The organism is Modestobacter sp. DSM 44400, assembly GCF_900107175.1.
Classification (GTDB): Bacteria; Actinomycetota; Actinomycetes; order Mycobacteriales; family Geodermatophilaceae; genus Modestobacter.
In genome coordinates, this window is the sequence record NZ_FNOZ01000001.1 from 16,673 (window position 1) to 32,381 (window position 15,709).

A 15,709-nucleotide genomic window follows, 5' to 3' on the forward strand; every position below is an offset into this window, starting at 1 on the left:
CGGTGTGACCGGCCACGTGTACGTCACCCGGCTGCTGACCGACAACGCCATGGACGCGGTCGCCGCGCTCGGCGTGCCGGTGGTCGTGGGCCGGGAGAGCCCGCCGTCGCGGGCGGAGCTGCTGCGCGACGCGGCCGGGGCGGTGGCCGTGGTCAGCACGCTGACCGACCGCGTGGACGCCGCAGTCCTGGACGCCGCCGGGCCGGGGCTGCGCGTCGTCGCGAACGTGGCGGTCGGCTACGACAACGTCGACGTGGCGGCCGCCCGGTCCCGGCACGTCGCCGTCACCAACACCCCGGAGGTGCTGGACGCCGCGACCGCGGATCTGACCCTGGGTCTGGTGCTGGCCCTGGCCCGCCGGATCGCGGAAGGCGACCGGTTCCTGCGCACCGGCGCCGCCTGGGTGTGGGGGCCGCGGATGATGACCGGCCTGGACCTCTCCGCCGGCGCGACGCTCGGCGTGGTGGGCTACGGCCGGATCGGGCGGGCGGTGGCCCGGCGGGCGCGCGCGTTCGACATGCGCGTCCTCGCCACGCCGACCCGCTCCCCGATGACCGCCCAGGAGCGCACCGCGGTGGAGTTCCGGGAGCTCCCGGCGCTGCTGGCCGAAAGCGACGTGGTCACGCTGCACTGCCCGCTCACCCCGGCCACGCACCACCTGCTCGACGAGGCCGCGCTGGCCCGGATGCGCCCGGGCGCGCTCCTGGTCAACACCGCACGCGGGGGCATCGTCGACACCGACGCCCTGGTGCGGGCGCTGACCTCCGGCCGGCTGGGCGGCGCCGCCCTCGACGTCTTCGAGGACGAGCCGCACGTCGACCCGCGGCTGCTGACCCTGGAGCAGGTCGTGCTCACCCCGCACCTGGGCAGCGCCGGGGCTGCCACCCGCGACGAGATGTGCGCGCTGGCGGTGCGCAACGTCGCGGCGGTGCTCGCCGGCGAGGCGCCGCCCACCCCGGTGTGACCCGGGGTCAGCCGGTGACGCCCTCCCGGCGGGCACACGCCGCCACGGCTTCGGCCACCGCGGTGACCACCCGACGGTCCAGCGGGCTGGGCACGATGTAGTCGGTGCGCACCTCGTCACCCACCACGTCGGCGATGGCGGTGGCGGCGGCCAGCTTCATCTCCTCGGTGATGCTGGTGGCGCCGGCGTCGATCGCCCCGCGGAAGACGCCGGGGAAGGCGAGCACGTTGTTGATCTGGTTGGGCAGATCGCTGCGGCCGGTGGCCACCACGGCGGCGTACCGGGCGGCCATCTCCGGGTCGACCTCGGGGGTGGGGTTGGCCAGCGAGAACACGATGCAGCCCTCGGCCATGGTGGCGATCGCTGCCTCGGGCACCGACCCGCCGGACAGTCCGACGTAGACGTCGGCGCCCTGCAGCGCCCCCACCATCGACCCGGCGAACCCGGCCCGGTTGGTGTGCTCGGCGACCCACTGCTTCATCGGCGGGAGGCCGTCGCGGCCGGTGTGCAGGACGCCCTGGGAGTCGGCGACCGCGAGGTCACCGACTCCGGCCTCCAGCAGGATCTTGGTGCATGCGACGCCCGCGGCCCCGGCGCCGGCGACCACCACGCGCAGGTCGGCCAGCGTCCGGCCGGTGACGCGGGCGGCGTTGCGCAGCGCGGCGAGCACGACGATCGCCGTTCCGTGCTGGTCGTCGTGCATCACCGGGATGTCCAGCCGCTCCCGAAGCCGGGCCTCGATGTCGAAGCAGCGCGGCGCGCTGATGTCCTCGAGGTTGATGCCCCCGAATGACGGCGCCAGGGCCGTGACGATCTCCACGATCGCGTCCGGGTCGGTGGTGGCCAGCACGATCGGGACGGCATCCAGCCCGGCGATCTCGCTGAACAGGCAGGCCTTGCCCTCCATCACCGGCAGCGCCGCCGCCGGGCCGATGTCGCCGAGGCCGAGCACCGCCGTCCCGTCGCTCACCACGGCCACCACCCGGTGCGCCCAGGTGAACCGCCGGGCGAGCGCCGGTTCGGCGGCGATCGCGCTGGACACCCGGGCCACGCCTGGTGTGTAGGTGAGCGCGAGGTCGCCGATCGACTCGATCGGCCGCGTCGCACGCACGGCGAGCTTGCCGTTCTCGTGCACCGCGAACGCGGGGTCGTCGGCGAAACGGTCGGGGGTGCCACTCTGCACGGAGCCCATGGACACCGGAGGGTAGAGCAGGTCCGGGTCGCTCAGCCCGGCGAGGCGAGCGCGGACCGCAGCCGGCCCGGGCGCGGCCAGGCCCGGCAGACGACCCGGCCGAGGACCACGGCCGGCCCGAAGGCGCGGCTGTCGTCGGTCACCAGCGGGTTGTCGCCCTCCACCCAGTGGCCGCCGGGCACCGCGCGCCGGACCCGCTTCACGACCAGCAGCTCCGGTCGGGACGGGAAACGGGCCAGCACCACCTCGCCCGTGCGCACCGGGTCGCCGGGGCGCACCCGGGCCACCAGCAGCCGGTCGCCGTGCCGCACCGTGGGGAACATGGAGGGCCCGGTGACCCGCGCGGACACCCAGCGGGTGGGCAGGCCGGTAGCGCCCGCGGGGGTCGGGCCGCTCGACGTGTTGTCGCTGATCACCGCGAGTAGGGTCCCAGACGAACCTTCCCCACGATCCCCGGAGGAACTCCCATGCGTCTGTTCCGCATGTTCTCCGCCGTGGAGGCCACCGCGCACTGCGACCTCCCCTGCGGCGTGTACGACCCGGCCCAGGCCCGCATCGAGGCCGAGAGCGTCAAGGGCATCCAGGAGAAGTACCAGGGCAACGAGGACCCCGTCTTCCGCACCCGCGCCATCCTGATCAAAGAGCAGCGGGCCGAACTGGTGAAGCACCACCTGTGGGTGCTGTGGACCGATTACTTCAAGCCGCCGCACTTCGAGAAGTACCCGGATCTGAACGAGCTGTTCAACAAGGCCACCAAGCAGGCCGGCGCCTCGGGCGCCAAAGGCAGCATGGACCCGGCCGAGGGCCAGAAGCTGCTGGACTACATCGCCGAGATCGACAAGATCTTCTGGGAGACCAAGGCAGCCGCCTGATCAAGGACCCCGCTGCCCCCCACCGCTCGCGGCGGGCCCCTGCAGCGGGGCCACCCCTGCCGGGCCGCCCTCCGGGGTGGCCCGGCAGTTTCATGTCCGGCGTCAGCGGGCTCGATGCCGCACCGCGCCGGCCGCGGCTTACAGTTCCGGGAATGCGCGCCGGTGAGAGTGCCCGGATCGACCTCAGCGCGCTCCTGGAGGCGGTGGAGGCGGCCGCACCCATCGCGGCCGTCCAGGTCGTCGCCGACCAGCTCGCGACCATGGTGGGCGCCCGCGCTGTCACCTTCCTGATCGCGGACTTCAGCGGCCACTCCGTCGTGCGCCTCGGCTCGTCGACGCCCCGGCCCAACGGAGCGAGGTCGCAGGGCGCCGACCACGCCGAGACCCTCCCGCTGCCTGGCACGGTCTACGAGCGCGTGCTGAGGACCCAGGGGGTGGACGTGCGCGAGCTGGACGACGGCGCGCAGCTGACCGTGCCGGTGACCGACCGCGGGGATGCGATGGGCGTGCTGGAGCTGGTCCTGCCCGAGTACCCCGACGAGCAGGCCGTGGCGGACATCGCCGCTGCCGGTCATGCCCTGGCCTACGTGATCATCGCCAACCGCCGGCACACCGATCTGTTCGAGTGGGGCCAGCGGACCACGCCGTTCTCACTGGCCGCGGAGATCCAGCGCCGACTACTGCCGACCGCGTTCACCTGCGAGGCGGGGCAGTTCACCATCTCCGGCTGGATGGAGCCGGCCAGCACCGTCGGGGGCGACACGTTCGACTACTCCCTGGATCGGAACTCGTTGCAGGTGTCGATCACCGACGCCGTCGGCCACGAGGTGCCGGCGGCCCTGCTGGCCACGCTGTTCGTCGGCAGCCTGCGGAACGGGCGCCGTCGCGGGCTGGACCTGGCCGCGCAGGCGCGTGGCGCCAACGACGCCGTCGCGGAACACGCGGCTGCCGGTCAGTTCGTCACCGGTCAGCTCCTGCGGGTCGACCTGCGCAGCGAGACCGCGGAGATCGTCAACGCCGGGCACCCGTTGCCCCTCCGGCTCCGCGACGGACACGTCGAGGAGATCCAGCTGGCCATCGACATCCCCTTCGGCGTCGAATCCGGCAGAGACTTCCGGCTCCAGAAGTTCCCGATGGAACCGGGCGACCGGATCGTCTTCGTCACCGACGGCATGGAGGAACGAAACGCCGCGGAACTGAACGTGGTGACAGCCCTCGCGGATTCCGCGGCCCTGCACCCCCGCGAGGTCGTGCACGAGCTCGGCGCGGCAGTCATGCGCGCCACCGGGGGCGACCTGCGCGACGACGCCACGGTGGTCTGCCTCGACTGGTACGGCGGCCCGATGCGGAGCCGGGACAGCAACGCGGGAGCCAGCGCCGAGCACGCCTCGGCCTGAGGCGGAACCCGTTTCCCGCCGGCCCCGGCTGGCCCCCGGTAACCTCGGCATGCGATGCACATCGACCGGGCCGGCTGGCCCTTCCTCGCCCTCCCGTTGGCCCCTGCGACCGCCTTCGCGGCCCTCGGGCGGGTCACCGGCCGACGCGGGCTGCAGCTGGCGAGCTGGCCCTGGGTGGCGCTGTCGGCCTACATGGCGCTGTTCTTCCGTGACCCGGACCGGCGGTGCGACCGTGAGCGTCCGGCGTCCGGCGACGTGCTGGCCCCCGCCGACGGCGTGGTGATGGTGGCCGGCGAACCGCAGCCCGGCGTCGCCCCGGACGGCGACTGGCAGCAGGTGAGCATCTTCCTGTCCGTCGTCGACGTGCACGTCAACCGTTCCCCCTACCGCGGCGAGGTCACGTCGACCAGTCACCGGCCGGGCAGCTTCCTGGCGGCGTACCGCAAGGAGAGCGCGCACCGCAACGAGCGCAGCGAGATCTGGCTGCGCGACGGCGACCGGGAGGTGGTCTTCCGGCAGGTGGTGGGCGTGCTGGCGCGGCGGATCGTCACCCGGGTGCGGGCCGGTGAGCAGCTGGCGACCGGGCAGCGGATGGGGCTGATGAAGTTCGGGTCCAGGATGGACGTCTTCGTGCCGCCGAGTTGTACCGTCACCGTCACCGAGGGCCAGCGAGTGCGGGGCGGGGAGACCGTGATCGCGCGATGGTCGGGCAACTGAGGAGGTCGGAGCCTCCGATGCGGCCGATGCGGCGCACGACCACCGTGGAGTTCGTGCGCGGTTCTGTGCGCGGCGGACGGCGCCGGGCCCGCTCCTGGCTGCCGAGCCTGTTCACCCTGGCGAACATGATGTGCGGCTTCGGCGCGATCCTGGTGGCCTTCCGCGGCTCCTACGGGTTGGCCAGCATCCTGGTCGGCCTGTCGGTGATCTTCGACATCGCCGACGGTGCGGTGGCCCGGCTGGTGGGGGCGGTGTCGCCGTTCGGCCTGCAGTTCGACTCCCTCGCCGACCTGGTGTCCTTCGGGTTGGCGCCCGCGCTGGTGGCGTTCGCACTGTTCTCCGACGGCCGGGACTCCCTCGATCCGCTGGGCTGGATCGCCTGCTTCCTGTGGGTGGCATGTGCAGCGATCCGGCTGGCGCGGTTCAACACCACGATCGACCCGACCGCCGACAAGCGGTATTTCACCGGGCTGCCGAGTCCTGGCGCCGCAGCGGTCGTGCTCGCCAGCGTCTACGCCTTCGCCGATCAGATGGAGGGCCGCGACCGGCTGTGGGTGCTGTTGATCATCGTCGTCCCGGGCCTGCTGATGGTCAGCACCGTGCGCTACCGCTCGTTCCGCTCACTGGTCAGCCCGAAGAGCGGCAAGCCCTACGGGCTGGTGACCGCGGCGGTGCTGGTCACGGTGGGCATGGCCACCGTGCCGCGGTTGACCGGGTTGCTGCTGGCCTACGGCTACCTGCTCTCACCACTGATGATGCCGGTGGTGACGCCGCTGGCGCGGCTCGTGCCGGCCCGGGTGAAGGAAGTCCTGTCGTGACGGTGCGCCCGATGGTGCCCGCGGACGTCCCGGCGGTGCTGGGCATGGTCCGTGAGCTGGCCGCCTACGAGAAGGCCGAGCACGAGGCCGCGATGACCGAGCAGCAGCTGCACGGGGCGTTGTTCGGCGAGACGCCGGCGTTGTTCGGCCACGTTGCCGAGGCCGTCGACGGGGCGGTCGCCGGGTTCGCCGTCTGGTTCCTGAACTTCTCCACCTGGCGGGGCACCCACGGGATCCACCTCGAGGACCTCTACGTGCGGCCCGAGCACCGCGGCTGCGGCTTCGGCCGGGAGCTGCTGCGGACGCTGGCCGCGGTGTGCGTGAGCCGCGGGTACTCACGGCTGGAGTGGTCGGTGCTGGACTGGAACACCCCGTCCATCGAGTTCTACCGGGCCGTCGGGGCCGGGCCGATGGATGGGTGGACGGTCTTCCGGCTGACGGACGACGCGCTCCCCCGGTTCGCCGCCGACCGTCGCTGACGCCTCGCCCCTGCGTCCCCACCGGCGGAGACGGCAGGATGAGGGTGTGACGACCGAGCGTGGCCAGTCCGAGTGCTGGTTGACCGACATGGACGGCGTGCTGGTGCACGAGGGCAACGCGCTGCCGGGGGCGGCGGAGTTCTTGCAGCGGCTGGTCGACCGGGGTCGCCGGTTCCTGGTGCTGACCAACAACTCGATCTTCACCCCCCGCGACCTCTCGGCGCGGCTGGCCCGCAGCGGGCTGGACGTGCCGGAGGGGGCCATCTGGACCTCGGCGCTGGCGACGGCGGACTTCCTCGCCTCGCAGCTGCCCGGCGGCTCCGCGTACGTGATCGGCGAGGCGGGGCTGACGACGGCGCTACACGAGGCGGGGTACACACTCACCGACGTCGACCCGGACTACGTGGTGCTCGGGGAGACCCGCACCTACTCGTTCGAGGCGATCACCCGGGCGATCCGGCTGATCGGCGCGGGGGCGCGGTTCATCGCCACGAACCCCGACGTCACCGGCCCCTCCCCCGAGGGTCCGCTGCCGGCCACCGGGTCGGTCGCCGCGATGATCACCAAGGCGACCGGCGCGGAGCCCTACTTCGTCGGCAAGCCCAACCCGATGATGTTCCGCAGCGCGATGAACCGGATCGAGGCCCACTCGGAGTCCACCACGATGGTCGGCGACCGGATGGACACCGACGTCGTGGCCGGCATCGAGGCCGGGCTGGACACCGTGCTGGTGCTCACAGGCTCCACGCGCGCCGCCGACGTCAACCGTTTCCCGTTCCGGCCCAGCCGGATCCTGCCCTCGATCGCCGAGGTCATCGACCTCATCTGACGCTGGGAGACATGTCGACACCTCGACATGTCTCCCAGCTCGGAACGGTGGCGGGTCGGGCGGGTCGGGCGAAGCTCCACCGGTGCGCGCGAGTTCGTCGGGCAGTGCGGTGCCCGGTGGTCGGATCGTGCGGGTGACTCTCGACGGCGTGGTGACCGACAGGACTCCGTCGGAGGTCATGGTGAACCGCCGGCCGGGGGCGTGGGTCTTCAGCCGGTGGTGCCGGCGGCACTGGCAGCACGAGTTCGCGCAGTCGGTCTCCCCGCCGGTTCGGTAGGAGCAGACGTGGTCCAGGTCGGTCCTAGCCGCGGGTCGGCGGCAACCGGGAGCGCACATCGGCGATAGACGCCAGCTGGCCGACCAGGCCCGCGTCGGAGAACCCGGCCGGGTCGAGCACCTCGACCAGCCGCGACCGCCGCCGCGTCACCCCTGACGGCACCGACTCAGAGCCGGCGGGCAGCAGCGAAGGGCGGGCGCCACCGTCACCGCCATCCCGAACCCACCTGCCTCGAGCACACCTCGAACGTAGCCAGGGGGTATGACAGTTCTGCGGGACGGGAGAGGGCTCGACGCCCGCGCGGGTGGTGCGACACCCGTCGTGGCAACCGGTCGGCGTGCCGCTGGAGCCGCCCGGTTCGGCGTGTTCCTGGCTCCGCTGCCGCTGAGGTCGACGGCGACCGACCTCAGCGATCGGGTTCCCGCTCCATGAACGCCAGCCGCGCCTCGGGGGTGGCCAGCAGGTAGAACTCGAGAGCCACCAGCGCCAGCACAGGGACGCCGAGCAGCGGGCGTTCGGCCTGAAAGGCCAGCGAGTACCCGATCACGGCCAGCAGCAGCTGCAGCACCACGACCGGGCCGCGGGCCCAGCCGGACACCCGCCAGAGCCCGACCGAAGCGCCGCCCAGCAGGGCGGCGGCCAGGCCGACGTAGACGACGGTGGCCAGCGCCCGGCCCACGCTGTCCGGGTTGCCGGTGACGGTGAGCACGAGCAGCCAGAGGCCCACGGCGCCCAGCGCGGCGGCCTCCACGGCGACGACCAGCGCCGCCCGGCGCACCGCCCCCGGCGCCTGCGGCCGCACGCGACCGGGGCGAGACCGGACCGGTTCCGCGGCGCCGCCGAGGAGCCCCTCGGCCCGGAGACGACGGCGCTCCGCGGCGTCGCCCTCGTTGCTCGACACCTGGCCTGGCACGGCGCCGAGGCTACGCCGGAGCACCCCTCGCGAGACGCGCCGTCCGTCCCCGGGCGACGTCCTCGTTATCTTGGTCGCCATGCGTGCGCTGCTGGTGGCGAACCCGGCGGCCACAACCACCACCCGCAAGGTGCGCGACGTCCTGGTCCGCGCGCTGTCCAGCGAGCTGAAGGTCGACGTCGCCGAGACCACCCATCGAGGCCACGCCCGCGAACTCGCCGCCGAGGCGGCCGCGGAGGGGGTGGACGTCGTGGTCACCCTGGGCGGTGACGGCACCGTCAACGAGGCGGCCAACGGGCTGCTCGCACACGGGCCCGGTGCGCACGTGCCCACCCTCGCCGTCGTCCCCGGCGGCTCCACCAACGTCTTCTCCCGGGCCCTGGGTCGCTCCCGGGACCCCGTGGAGGCGACCGGCGAGATCCTGGACTCGCTGCGGGCCGGCCGGACCCGGCTGGTCTCCCTGGGCGCGGCGTCGGCGCAGACCGCCGAGGGCTGGAGCGCCCCGCGCTGGTTCGTCTTCGCCGCCGGCATGGGGTACGACGCCGACGTCATCGCCCGGGTGGAGGCGCAGCGGGCCCGCGGACGACGGTCGACCGGGGCGCTCTACGTGCGCTCGGGGGTGGGCAGCTTCCTGCTCGGCCGGGACCGGCGCCGCCCTCCGATGACGCTCACCGTGCCGGGGCGGCCGCCGGTGGACGGGTTGTTCCTCACCCTGGTGTCCAACGTGAGCCCGTGGAGCTACCTGGGCGCTCGGCCGATCGACCCCAACCCGGACGCGTCCCTCGACGCCGGCCTGGACGTGTTCGCGATGGGCCGGATGGGCGCGGTCCGGATGGTGCATCACGTGCGCCAGTCGATGGCCGACCGCCCCGACGCCCGCGGGCGGGGCGTGCACCGCTGGCACGACCTCGCGGAATTGCAGCTAGCCGCCGTTCGTCCGCAAGGCTGGCAGCTGGACGGCGACCACCTCGGGACGGCGACCGGACTGCGCGTGCGGTCGGTGCCCGAAGCGCTGCGCGTCGTCGTGTGAGGAACGCAGTGATAGTCCTGGTGGGCGTTCTCACAGCGCCTGGCCAGGCCGGGTGATGGCCGGCGCGGCCGACTGCGGGTAGGACTGAGTGGCGAGGCCCGCCGCCCCGTGGTGAGCTTGCTCACGGGAGCCGTTGAACGGCCTGAACTGCTTGACAGCCCCGCGTCTCGTGAAAGCATCACAAGCAGGCAACCTGCCGAATAACAAGGCAGGCGGTCGCCGGACATCTCGCTGGTTTCCAGCGGTCTGCCCTGCGAACAGGTCCCAGACCGGTGACCGCTACGTAGACGACATCAAGGAGTACCCGGCCATGGACTGGCGCCACCGCGCCCTCTGCCGCGACGAGGACCCTGAGCTCTTCTTCCCCATCGGGACGACGGGTCCGGCAGTCGTGCAGATCGAGCAGGCGAAGGCCGTGTGCCGTCGCTGCCCTGTCGTGCAGTCCTGCCTGGACTGGGCCCTGAGCTCGGGACAGGACTCCGGGGTCTGGGGCGGTCTCTCCGAGGACGAGCGCCGCGCCCTCAAGCGCCGCACCGCCCGCACCCGGGTCCGCACCGCCTGAAAGAGGAGCCCTCTGCCCCCACCGCTCGCAAGCTCGCGGCGGCTACCTACAGAGGGCCCATCAAGGTCGTCCCCGTCGTCAGCGGCGGGGACGGCCGGCCCCGGGGAGCACCAGCACCGCCTCGGTTCCCGGTCCCCCAGCCTCCGGTGGTCCCATGGCCAGCGTGCCGTGCAGCTCGCTCGTGACCAGCGTGCGCACGATCTGCAGGCCCAGTCCCGCGCTGGCCGCCGGGCCGAAGTCCGGCGGCAGGCCCCGGCCGTCGTCGCGCACCCGGACCTCCAGGTCGTCGCCGTCCCGGGTGGCGTACAGGACCACCGTCCCCGGCGAACCGTCGTCGAAGGCGTGCTCGGCGGCGTTGTGCAGCAACTCGGTCACCGCCATCACCAGCGGCGTGGCGGCCGCGGCCGGCAGTTCCCCGAACCGCCCCACCCGCTGAATCCGCGCCGCCGGTCCCACCGAGGTCACGTCGCCCAGCATCGGCAGCACCTGGTCGAGCACGTCGTCGACCTCGACGACGTCCTCCCGGCTGCCGGCCAGCGTCTCGTGCACCACGGCGATCGACGCCACTCGCCGCACCGACTCCTCCAGCGCCGCCCGCGCGGCGGGCTCGGTCATCCGCCGGGCCTGCAGCCGCAGCAGCGCCGCGACGGTCTGCAGGTTGTTCTTCACCCGGTGGTGGATCTCCCGGATGGTGGCATCCTTGGTCATCAGCGCCCGGTCGCGACGCCGGACGTCGGTCACGTCCCGCACCAGCACCAGCGCGCCGGCCTCCCCACCGGGGGCCTGCAGCGGCAGGGCGCGGACCAGCATCGTGGCCGCGTCGTTCTCCACGTCCATCGGCTCGGGGAACCGCCCGGCGACCGCCGCCCCGATGCTCGCCGCCACCGCCTCCCCCGCCACCCGGTCCGCCGAGGCCGCGCGGGTGACCTCGGCGAGGTCCGCGCCCACGACGTCCCCGGTCAGCCCCATCCGGCGGTAGGCCGACAGCGCGTTCGGGCTGGCGTAGACGGCGTGGCCGGAAGCATCCAGCCGGACCAGCCCGTCTCCCACCCGGGGGCTCATCTCGGCGTCCTCGAGCATGCGGGGTGGGAACGTCCCCGCCGCGACCATCAGCGACAGGTCCGCGGCGATGTCGAGGTAGGTCAGCTCCAGCGTGGACGGCGAGCGGGTGGCCGCCAGGTTGGTGTCCTTGGCCAACACGGCCACCACGACGCCGTCGTGCCGGACGGGGATGACCTCTCGGCGTCGCGGGCTGGCACCGGACCAGTCAGGCTCGCCCTCGGTGACCGGTCGCTCCTCCGAGTGTGCTCGGACCAGCGGCTCGGCCCCCACCCCGGTCGCCTCCGCGCCGACCAGGTCTTCGGGCTGGCTGGTGGGTGCGGTGAGCGGACGCACCTGGGCCACGCACCACCAGGCGCCGGACTGCAGCGGCACCCACAGGGTCAGGTCGGCGAAGGACAGGTCGGCCAGCAGCTGCCAGTCGGCGACCAGCCGGCGCGCGTGGTCCACCTGGGACGGGCTGGCCGCCGACCCGCGGGTGAGACGTTCGGAGAGGCTGCTCATCGTGCTGGCGAGCCTAGGCCGAGGCCCTCCTACGCTCGACGGGTGATCTCGCGCAGTGCCGTCTCGATCCGCGTTGCGATCCCCGCGGACTTCGACCGCATCGCTGCGCTGACCGCCGGCGTCTACACCGCCGAAGGGTTCGCCTCCAGAACGCATCGTGGGCAGTGTGGCCCTGGTGCTGGGCGGCGACTTCGGGGAGGTGACCCGGTCCCCGGCGGAGGCGGCGTTCCGGATGCTCGCCGTGAACCCGGTCGTACGCGGCCGGGAAGTGGGCGAGAGGCTCGTGCGCGCCTGCCTGGAGCAGGCCCGCGAAACCGGGCGGACGCTGATGGTGCTGGCGACCGCGACGGACATGACGGCGGCCCACCGGCTCTACGAGCGGCTGGGATTCACCCGGCTGCCGGAGCGGGACTGGGAAGGACCCTCTCCCGGGTTCCCTCGCGGCTCGGGGACGCCCTGGAAAGGCCGGTGCAGAGAGTCTCGTGCAGAGAGTCCGGTGGGCCACGTACGTCCTCAGTCGACGACGGTGGCGATGAGGTCCCCCTCCTGGAGCACTTCGCCCTCCACCACGTGCAGCTCACCGACGGTGCCCGCGTGCTCGGTGAGCACCGGAATCTCCATCTTCATCGACTCGAGGATGACCAGCGTGTCGCCGGCGGACACCTCCGCGCCCGGCGCGACGAGGACCTTCCACACGCTGGAGACCATCTCGGCGTGGATTTCCGCTACTGCCACCGGCGCCTCCCCTGGACGTGGAGCCGAACGCCGGGTCCGACGGTCGGGAGATCATGAAAGCACGGCCGGCCGGCTCACCGGCCCTCCCCGCCAGTCAGCCGACCCGGACAGTCCGGGACCAGCGCGCCGGCGATCCGCTGCAGCGTGGCGCAGACCTCCGAGCCGTCGTGCGGGACGCCGGCCTCGGGCAGGCCGGTGAGCACGTCCGTGGCGGCGCGCGCGGCGGCTGCGGCGTCCGGACCCGCTGCGCTGACCGTGGCCAGCAGGGCGTCGTACCACCCATCGAGCCGGTCACCGGGCTCGTAGCCGGTCACCGCGACCACCGGCATCGCGGGGCGGCTCGCCGGTAGGTCGGGCAGCCGCCCGGTCACCCGGCCGGCCGTTCCGGCCGGCAGGGTCGAGCGCAGCTGTACCGCGACGGCGGCCCGCGGCTCGGCCGCCGGGGCGCTGCGGGGCGCGCGGCCGGTCACGCTGGCAAGGGCGAGCTCCACGGCGTCCACGCCGTGGGCGCGCTCCAGCACCGCCATGTCGAGGGAGAAGCCGGCGGCCACCTCGGCCAGCTCGCCGTCCGGGTCGATGCCTACCGTGACCAGCCCACGCCAGCCCAGTTCGGGGAGCCGTCGCGCGGCCGGTGGCAGCGGGCCCAGGCCCTCAGCAGGCGTCCAGGAGACCCGGGGAGTGCCCCCGGCCCGGTCGCGGAGGACCGGCGTGACCAGGTGCAGGCCGTCGGCGGTCACCCAGGCGAGGAAGCCCCGCTCGCTGGCCGACTCCACCCCGTCGCCGCCGAGCCGCTCCAGCACATCGGCCGGCGGCCCGATCCAGGTCAGCCCGGCATCGACGACGGCGGCGGCCAGAGCCGCGTTCCCGGCCAGTGCGGGCGGCACCGGGAGGACGGCGTCCACCCGTGAGCGGCGGGCGGCCTCGACCAGCCGGTCGACGGCGAGGTAGGACTCAGCAGCGGCGGCGGGACCGAGCAGCACGGACTCATCGGCCATCCGCATGTGTCGGGCGCCGCGCTCCACCTCTGAGAAGACCGCCACGGCCTTGACGCCGAGCCGGGCACACGCCTGGACCACCCCGCAGGCCATCGGCCCCCGACCGGCGACCAGGACGCTCTCCACCGCCTGTACCACGCGCACTCCCCCGTGTTCTTGGCCCGCCGAGCCGGCAGCCGTTCCGCCAGCTTGCCCGACCGCGCACCGACGAACGCCGGAACACCAGTCCGTGAGACCCTGTCGGGTGTCAGCCTGACCGGTGTTCGGGTGACCCGCAGGACGGAACTGCGGCGCCGCACCGGGCAGACCGGGACGGTCTCCCCCGGCCGGACGGCCGGGGGAGCACACGAGGAGAGGAGGGCAGCGATGTCCAAGCGTGGACGCAAGCGGCGCGCCCGAAAGAAGAGCGGCGCCAACCACGGCAAGCGGCCCAACGCCTGATCGCAGCTCCGGTGAGGCAGCGGAGCGGCTGACGCCGCCCCGATAAGCACATCGAAGCAGGCCTGCGACCCCTCCGACGAATGGCTTCGCGATTCGTCGGAGGGCACCGCTCGGCTGGTCAGGCGGTGGAGTGCTCCCCCGGACCCTGCGCGTTCTGCGTGCTGAAGGTCTCGATGCTCGTTCGCTCCACCCGCACCTGCGTGCCGTCCTCCTCGAAGGAGACGGTGGTCAGCTGCAGCTTGATCCGGTCGCGGAGCCCCAGCGGGGTGGGGTCGCCACCGCACCGCCGGCGCACCAGCGCCTTGAACTCCTGCTCGATGCCGAACTGCCGCAGGCAGGGCGAACAGTCCTCGAGGTGCTCGGCAATCACCGCGCGGCGACTGTCGTCGGTCTCCCGGTCCAGGAATTCGAACACGTGCGAGAGGACGTCGTCGCACGAGGTGATCTCGCCCTCGTGACCCTCGCCGGCGCCGTGGCCGGTGTGCTGGTCGGTGCTCACGACCGGCTCGCCTCCTCCGCAGCTCCCGCGCGCACGAAGCCACGCTCGCGGGCGTAGTCGGCCAACAGCTTCTGCAGCCCTCGCCGACCGCGGTGCAGTCGGGACATCACCGTGCCGATGGGCGTGCCCATGATCTCGGCGATCTCCTTGTAGGCGAAGCCTTCGACGTCTGCCAGATAGACCGCGAGCCGGAAGTCCTCGGGCAGCTTCTGGAGCGCGTCCTTTATGTCGGAGTCCGGCAGGTGGTCCAGCGCCTCGATCTCGGCCGAGCGCAGCCCGGTGGAGGTGTGCTGCTCGGCGTTGAACAGCTGCCAGTCCTGCACCTGCTCGGTGGGGTACTGCTGCGGCTGCCGCTGCTTCTTGCGATAGCTGTTGATATAGGTGTTGGTCAGGATCCGGTACAGCCAGGCCTTGAGGTTGGTGCCCTCGGCGAACTGGTGGAACGCCGAGTAGGCCTTGACGAACGTCTCCTGGACCAGGTCCTCGGCGTCAGCGGGGTTGCGGGTCATCCGCAGCGCCGCCGGATACAGCTGGTCGAGGTAGGGCAGCGCATCGCGCTCGAACCGGGCGTCGCGCTCGGCGCGGCTCTCGGCCGGCTCGGCGCGGCTGCCGTCGGCGCGCGCCTCTGGGGTCTCGGGCATCTCGTCGGGGGACGACGTCACCGCGGTGGCCGCCTCCTCAGCAGAACTGTCGACCACGGGCTCCTGGGGCACCGACCGTCCTCTCTGCGGCGCCCGGGAACGGGTCACCACGTCGGTCGATCCTAGCTGGGAACGGTCCAGGCGGCCGGGGGGACGGCGGGAGGGGGCGGAGCCGCGCGCTGTGCGCGTGGGTGCGCCCCGGACTGTGCTGCTCACGGTCGCTCCAACCAGGTCGAGCCGGACGGGATTCCCCGCCGGGGCACTGTCCTGAGCAGCGGCGCTCTAGGCTGCTGCGCCGTGGCAGCGACCCAGGCGGTACGGACCCTGGAGCAGTCGGGCGTCGCCTTCCGGCTGCACGAGTACGACCCCGCCTCTACCGACGCGGGCGCGCACGGGTACGGCGAGGTGGCTGTGGCCGCGCTGGGCGCCGACCCCGCGCAGGTGTTCAAGACCCTGGTGACCAGGGTCGACGGGGCGCTGACCGTCGCGGTGGTGCCGGTGAGTGGGCAGCTGGACCTCAAGGCGCTGGCCGCCGCCGCCGGTGGTCGGAAGGCGGCGATGGCCGACCCCGCCGACGCCGAGCGGACGACGGGCTACGTGCGCGGCGGGATCAGCCCACTCGGGCAGCGCAAGGCACTGCCGACCGTCGTCGACGAGAGCGCGCTGGCCTTCGCCACGGTGCTGGTCAGTGGCGGACGGCGGGGCCTACAGGTGGAGCTGCCACCAGCGGACCTCGTTCGGCTGTGCCGGGCGACGACGACGGCCATCGCCCGCTGACCCGGGCC

The 15,709-nt window shown here is 73.1% G+C and carries 20 protein-coding genes and 1 pseudogene; 12 read left to right on the plus strand and 9 right to left on the minus strand.

Annotation, left to right across the window (positions count from 1 at the left end; genetic code table 11):
- Nucleotides 1-4 precede the first annotated feature (4 nt).
- Nucleotides 5-964, plus strand: a complete 960-nt coding sequence (locus BLW04_RS00090; protein WP_091535798.1) for a 2-hydroxyacid dehydrogenase — start codon at nt 5-7, stop codon at nt 962-964.
- A gap of 7 nt (nt 965-971) precedes the next feature.
- Here BLW04_RS00090 and BLW04_RS00095 read toward each other — a convergent pair whose 3' ends face one another.
- Both BLW04_RS00095 and BLW04_RS00100 read right to left on the minus strand, forming a co-directional pair.
- Complete coding sequence (locus BLW04_RS00095; protein ID WP_091535802.1) at nt 972-2,156, minus strand: NAD(P)-dependent malic enzyme; 1,185 nt, start codon at nt 2,154-2,156, stop codon at nt 972-974.
- 32 nt (nt 2,157-2,188) lie between these two features.
- Entirely contained in the window at nt 2,189-2,572 is a 384-nt protein-coding gene (locus tag BLW04_RS00100; protein ID WP_254780897.1) for a S26 family signal peptidase, read from the minus strand.
- 51 nt (nt 2,573-2,623) lie between these two features.
- Between BLW04_RS00100 and sodN the strand changes: the two genes are divergently transcribed.
- The 6 genes from sodN (at nt 2,624) to BLW04_RS00130 (ending at nt 7,268) form a co-directional block, all read left to right on the plus strand.
- Nucleotides 2,624-3,028: a superoxide dismutase, Ni gene (gene sodN, locus BLW04_RS00105; RefSeq protein WP_091535805.1), complete on the plus strand. Its 405-nt coding sequence runs from the start codon at nt 2,624-2,626 to the stop codon at nt 3,026-3,028.
- 152 nt (nt 3,029-3,180) lie between these two features.
- A complete protein-coding gene (locus BLW04_RS00110; protein WP_175483839.1) occupies nt 3,181-4,425 on the plus strand; it encodes a PP2C family protein-serine/threonine phosphatase in 1,245 nt (414 codons plus the stop codon).
- Nucleotides 4,426-4,479: 54 nt separating this feature from the next.
- Entirely contained in the window at nt 4,480-5,142 is a 663-nt protein-coding gene (locus BLW04_RS00115; RefSeq protein WP_091535808.1) for a phosphatidylserine decarboxylase, read from the plus strand.
- A gap of 26 nt (nt 5,143-5,168) precedes the next feature.
- Nucleotides 5,169-5,960, plus strand: a complete 792-nt coding sequence (pssA, locus tag BLW04_RS00120) for a CDP-diacylglycerol--serine O-phosphatidyltransferase (RefSeq protein ID WP_254780898.1) — start codon at nt 5,169-5,171, stop codon at nt 5,958-5,960.
- The gene (locus BLW04_RS00125; protein WP_217630773.1) at nt 5,957-6,439 is read left to right on the plus strand and encodes a GNAT family N-acetyltransferase; all 483 of its coding nucleotides are present in this window, start codon (nt 5,957-5,959) and stop codon (nt 6,437-6,439) included. Before pssA ends, BLW04_RS00125 begins: the two co-directional genes overlap by 4 nt.
- Before the next feature lie 88 nt (nt 6,440-6,527).
- The gene (locus BLW04_RS00130) at nt 6,528-7,268 is read left to right on the plus strand and encodes an HAD-IIA family hydrolase (protein WP_091536721.1); all 741 of its coding nucleotides are present in this window, start codon (nt 6,528-6,530) and stop codon (nt 7,266-7,268) included.
- Nucleotides 7,269-7,569: 301 nt separating this feature from the next.
- Here the strand turns inward: BLW04_RS00130 and BLW04_RS29085 are convergent, their stop codons facing one another.
- Together BLW04_RS29085 and BLW04_RS00140 are read right to left on the minus strand one after the other, a co-directional pair.
- Nucleotides 7,570-7,695: a hypothetical protein gene (locus tag BLW04_RS29085; RefSeq protein ID WP_256375451.1), complete on the minus strand. Its 126-nt coding sequence runs from the start codon at nt 7,693-7,695 to the stop codon at nt 7,570-7,572.
- Between the two features lie 256 nt (nt 7,696-7,951).
- A complete protein-coding gene (locus BLW04_RS00140; RefSeq protein ID WP_139306687.1) occupies nt 7,952-8,458 on the minus strand; it encodes a hypothetical protein in 507 nt (168 codons plus the stop codon).
- A gap of 79 nt (nt 8,459-8,537) precedes the next feature.
- On the opposite strand from BLW04_RS00140, the gene BLW04_RS00145 reads away from it, so the two are divergent.
- Both BLW04_RS00145 and BLW04_RS00150 read left to right on the plus strand, forming a co-directional pair.
- Nucleotides 8,538-9,488: a diacylglycerol/lipid kinase family protein gene (locus tag BLW04_RS00145; RefSeq protein WP_091535816.1), complete on the plus strand. Its 951-nt coding sequence runs from the start codon at nt 8,538-8,540 to the stop codon at nt 9,486-9,488.
- Between the two features lie 310 nt (nt 9,489-9,798).
- Entirely contained in the window at nt 9,799-10,050 is a 252-nt protein-coding gene (locus BLW04_RS00150; RefSeq protein WP_091535820.1) for a WhiB family transcriptional regulator, read from the plus strand.
- Between the two features lie 78 nt (nt 10,051-10,128).
- Here the strand turns inward: BLW04_RS00150 and BLW04_RS00155 are convergent, their stop codons facing one another.
- Nucleotides 10,129-11,613 (minus strand): sensor histidine kinase, encoded by a 1,485-nt coding sequence (locus tag BLW04_RS00155; RefSeq protein ID WP_091535823.1) that lies wholly within the window; start codon nt 11,611-11,613, stop codon nt 10,129-10,131.
- Nucleotides 11,614-11,812: 199 nt separating this feature from the next.
- Between BLW04_RS00155 and BLW04_RS27925 the strand changes: the two are divergent.
- Nucleotides 11,813-11,968: pseudogene (locus tag BLW04_RS27925) on the plus strand (GNAT family N-acetyltransferase); the annotation flags it as partial.
- A 158-nt stretch (nt 11,969-12,126) separates the two neighbouring features.
- Here the strand turns inward: BLW04_RS27925 and BLW04_RS00165 are convergent.
- Both BLW04_RS00165 and BLW04_RS00170 read right to left on the minus strand, forming a co-directional pair.
- On the minus strand, nt 12,127-12,348 hold the full coding sequence (locus BLW04_RS00165) for a biotin/lipoyl-binding carrier protein (protein ID WP_091535826.1): 222 nt from the start codon (nt 12,346-12,348) through the stop codon (nt 12,127-12,129).
- A gap of 74 nt (nt 12,349-12,422) precedes the next feature.
- Nucleotides 12,423-13,481, minus strand: a complete 1,059-nt coding sequence (locus BLW04_RS00170) for a biotin carboxylase N-terminal domain-containing protein (protein ID WP_254780900.1) — start codon at nt 13,479-13,481, stop codon at nt 12,423-12,425.
- A gap of 228 nt (nt 13,482-13,709) precedes the next feature.
- On the opposite strand from BLW04_RS00170, the gene BLW04_RS29415 reads away from it, so the two are divergent.
- On the plus strand, nt 13,710-13,784 hold the full coding sequence (locus BLW04_RS29415; protein WP_014742531.1) for a 50S ribosomal protein bL37: 75 nt from the start codon (nt 13,710-13,712) through the stop codon (nt 13,782-13,784).
- Nucleotides 13,785-13,902: 118 nt separating this feature from the next.
- On the opposite strand, the gene rsrA is transcribed toward BLW04_RS29415, so the two are convergent.
- Complete coding sequence (gene rsrA / locus BLW04_RS00180; protein ID WP_091535833.1) at nt 13,903-14,283, minus strand: mycothiol system anti-sigma-R factor; 381 nt, start codon at nt 14,281-14,283, stop codon at nt 13,903-13,905.
- Nucleotides 14,280-14,996: a sigma-70 family RNA polymerase sigma factor gene (locus BLW04_RS00185; RefSeq protein ID WP_091535834.1), complete on the minus strand. Its 717-nt coding sequence runs from the start codon at nt 14,994-14,996 to the stop codon at nt 14,280-14,282. The genes rsrA and BLW04_RS00185 overlap by 4 nt, the downstream gene beginning before the upstream one ends.
- 225 nt (nt 14,997-15,221) lie before the next feature.
- On the opposite strand from BLW04_RS00185, the gene ybaK reads away from it, so the two are divergent.
- Nucleotides 15,222-15,701: a Cys-tRNA(Pro) deacylase gene (gene ybaK / locus BLW04_RS00190; RefSeq protein ID WP_091535836.1), complete on the plus strand. Its 480-nt coding sequence runs from the start codon at nt 15,222-15,224 to the stop codon at nt 15,699-15,701.
- Nucleotides 15,702-15,709 lie beyond the last annotated feature (8 nt).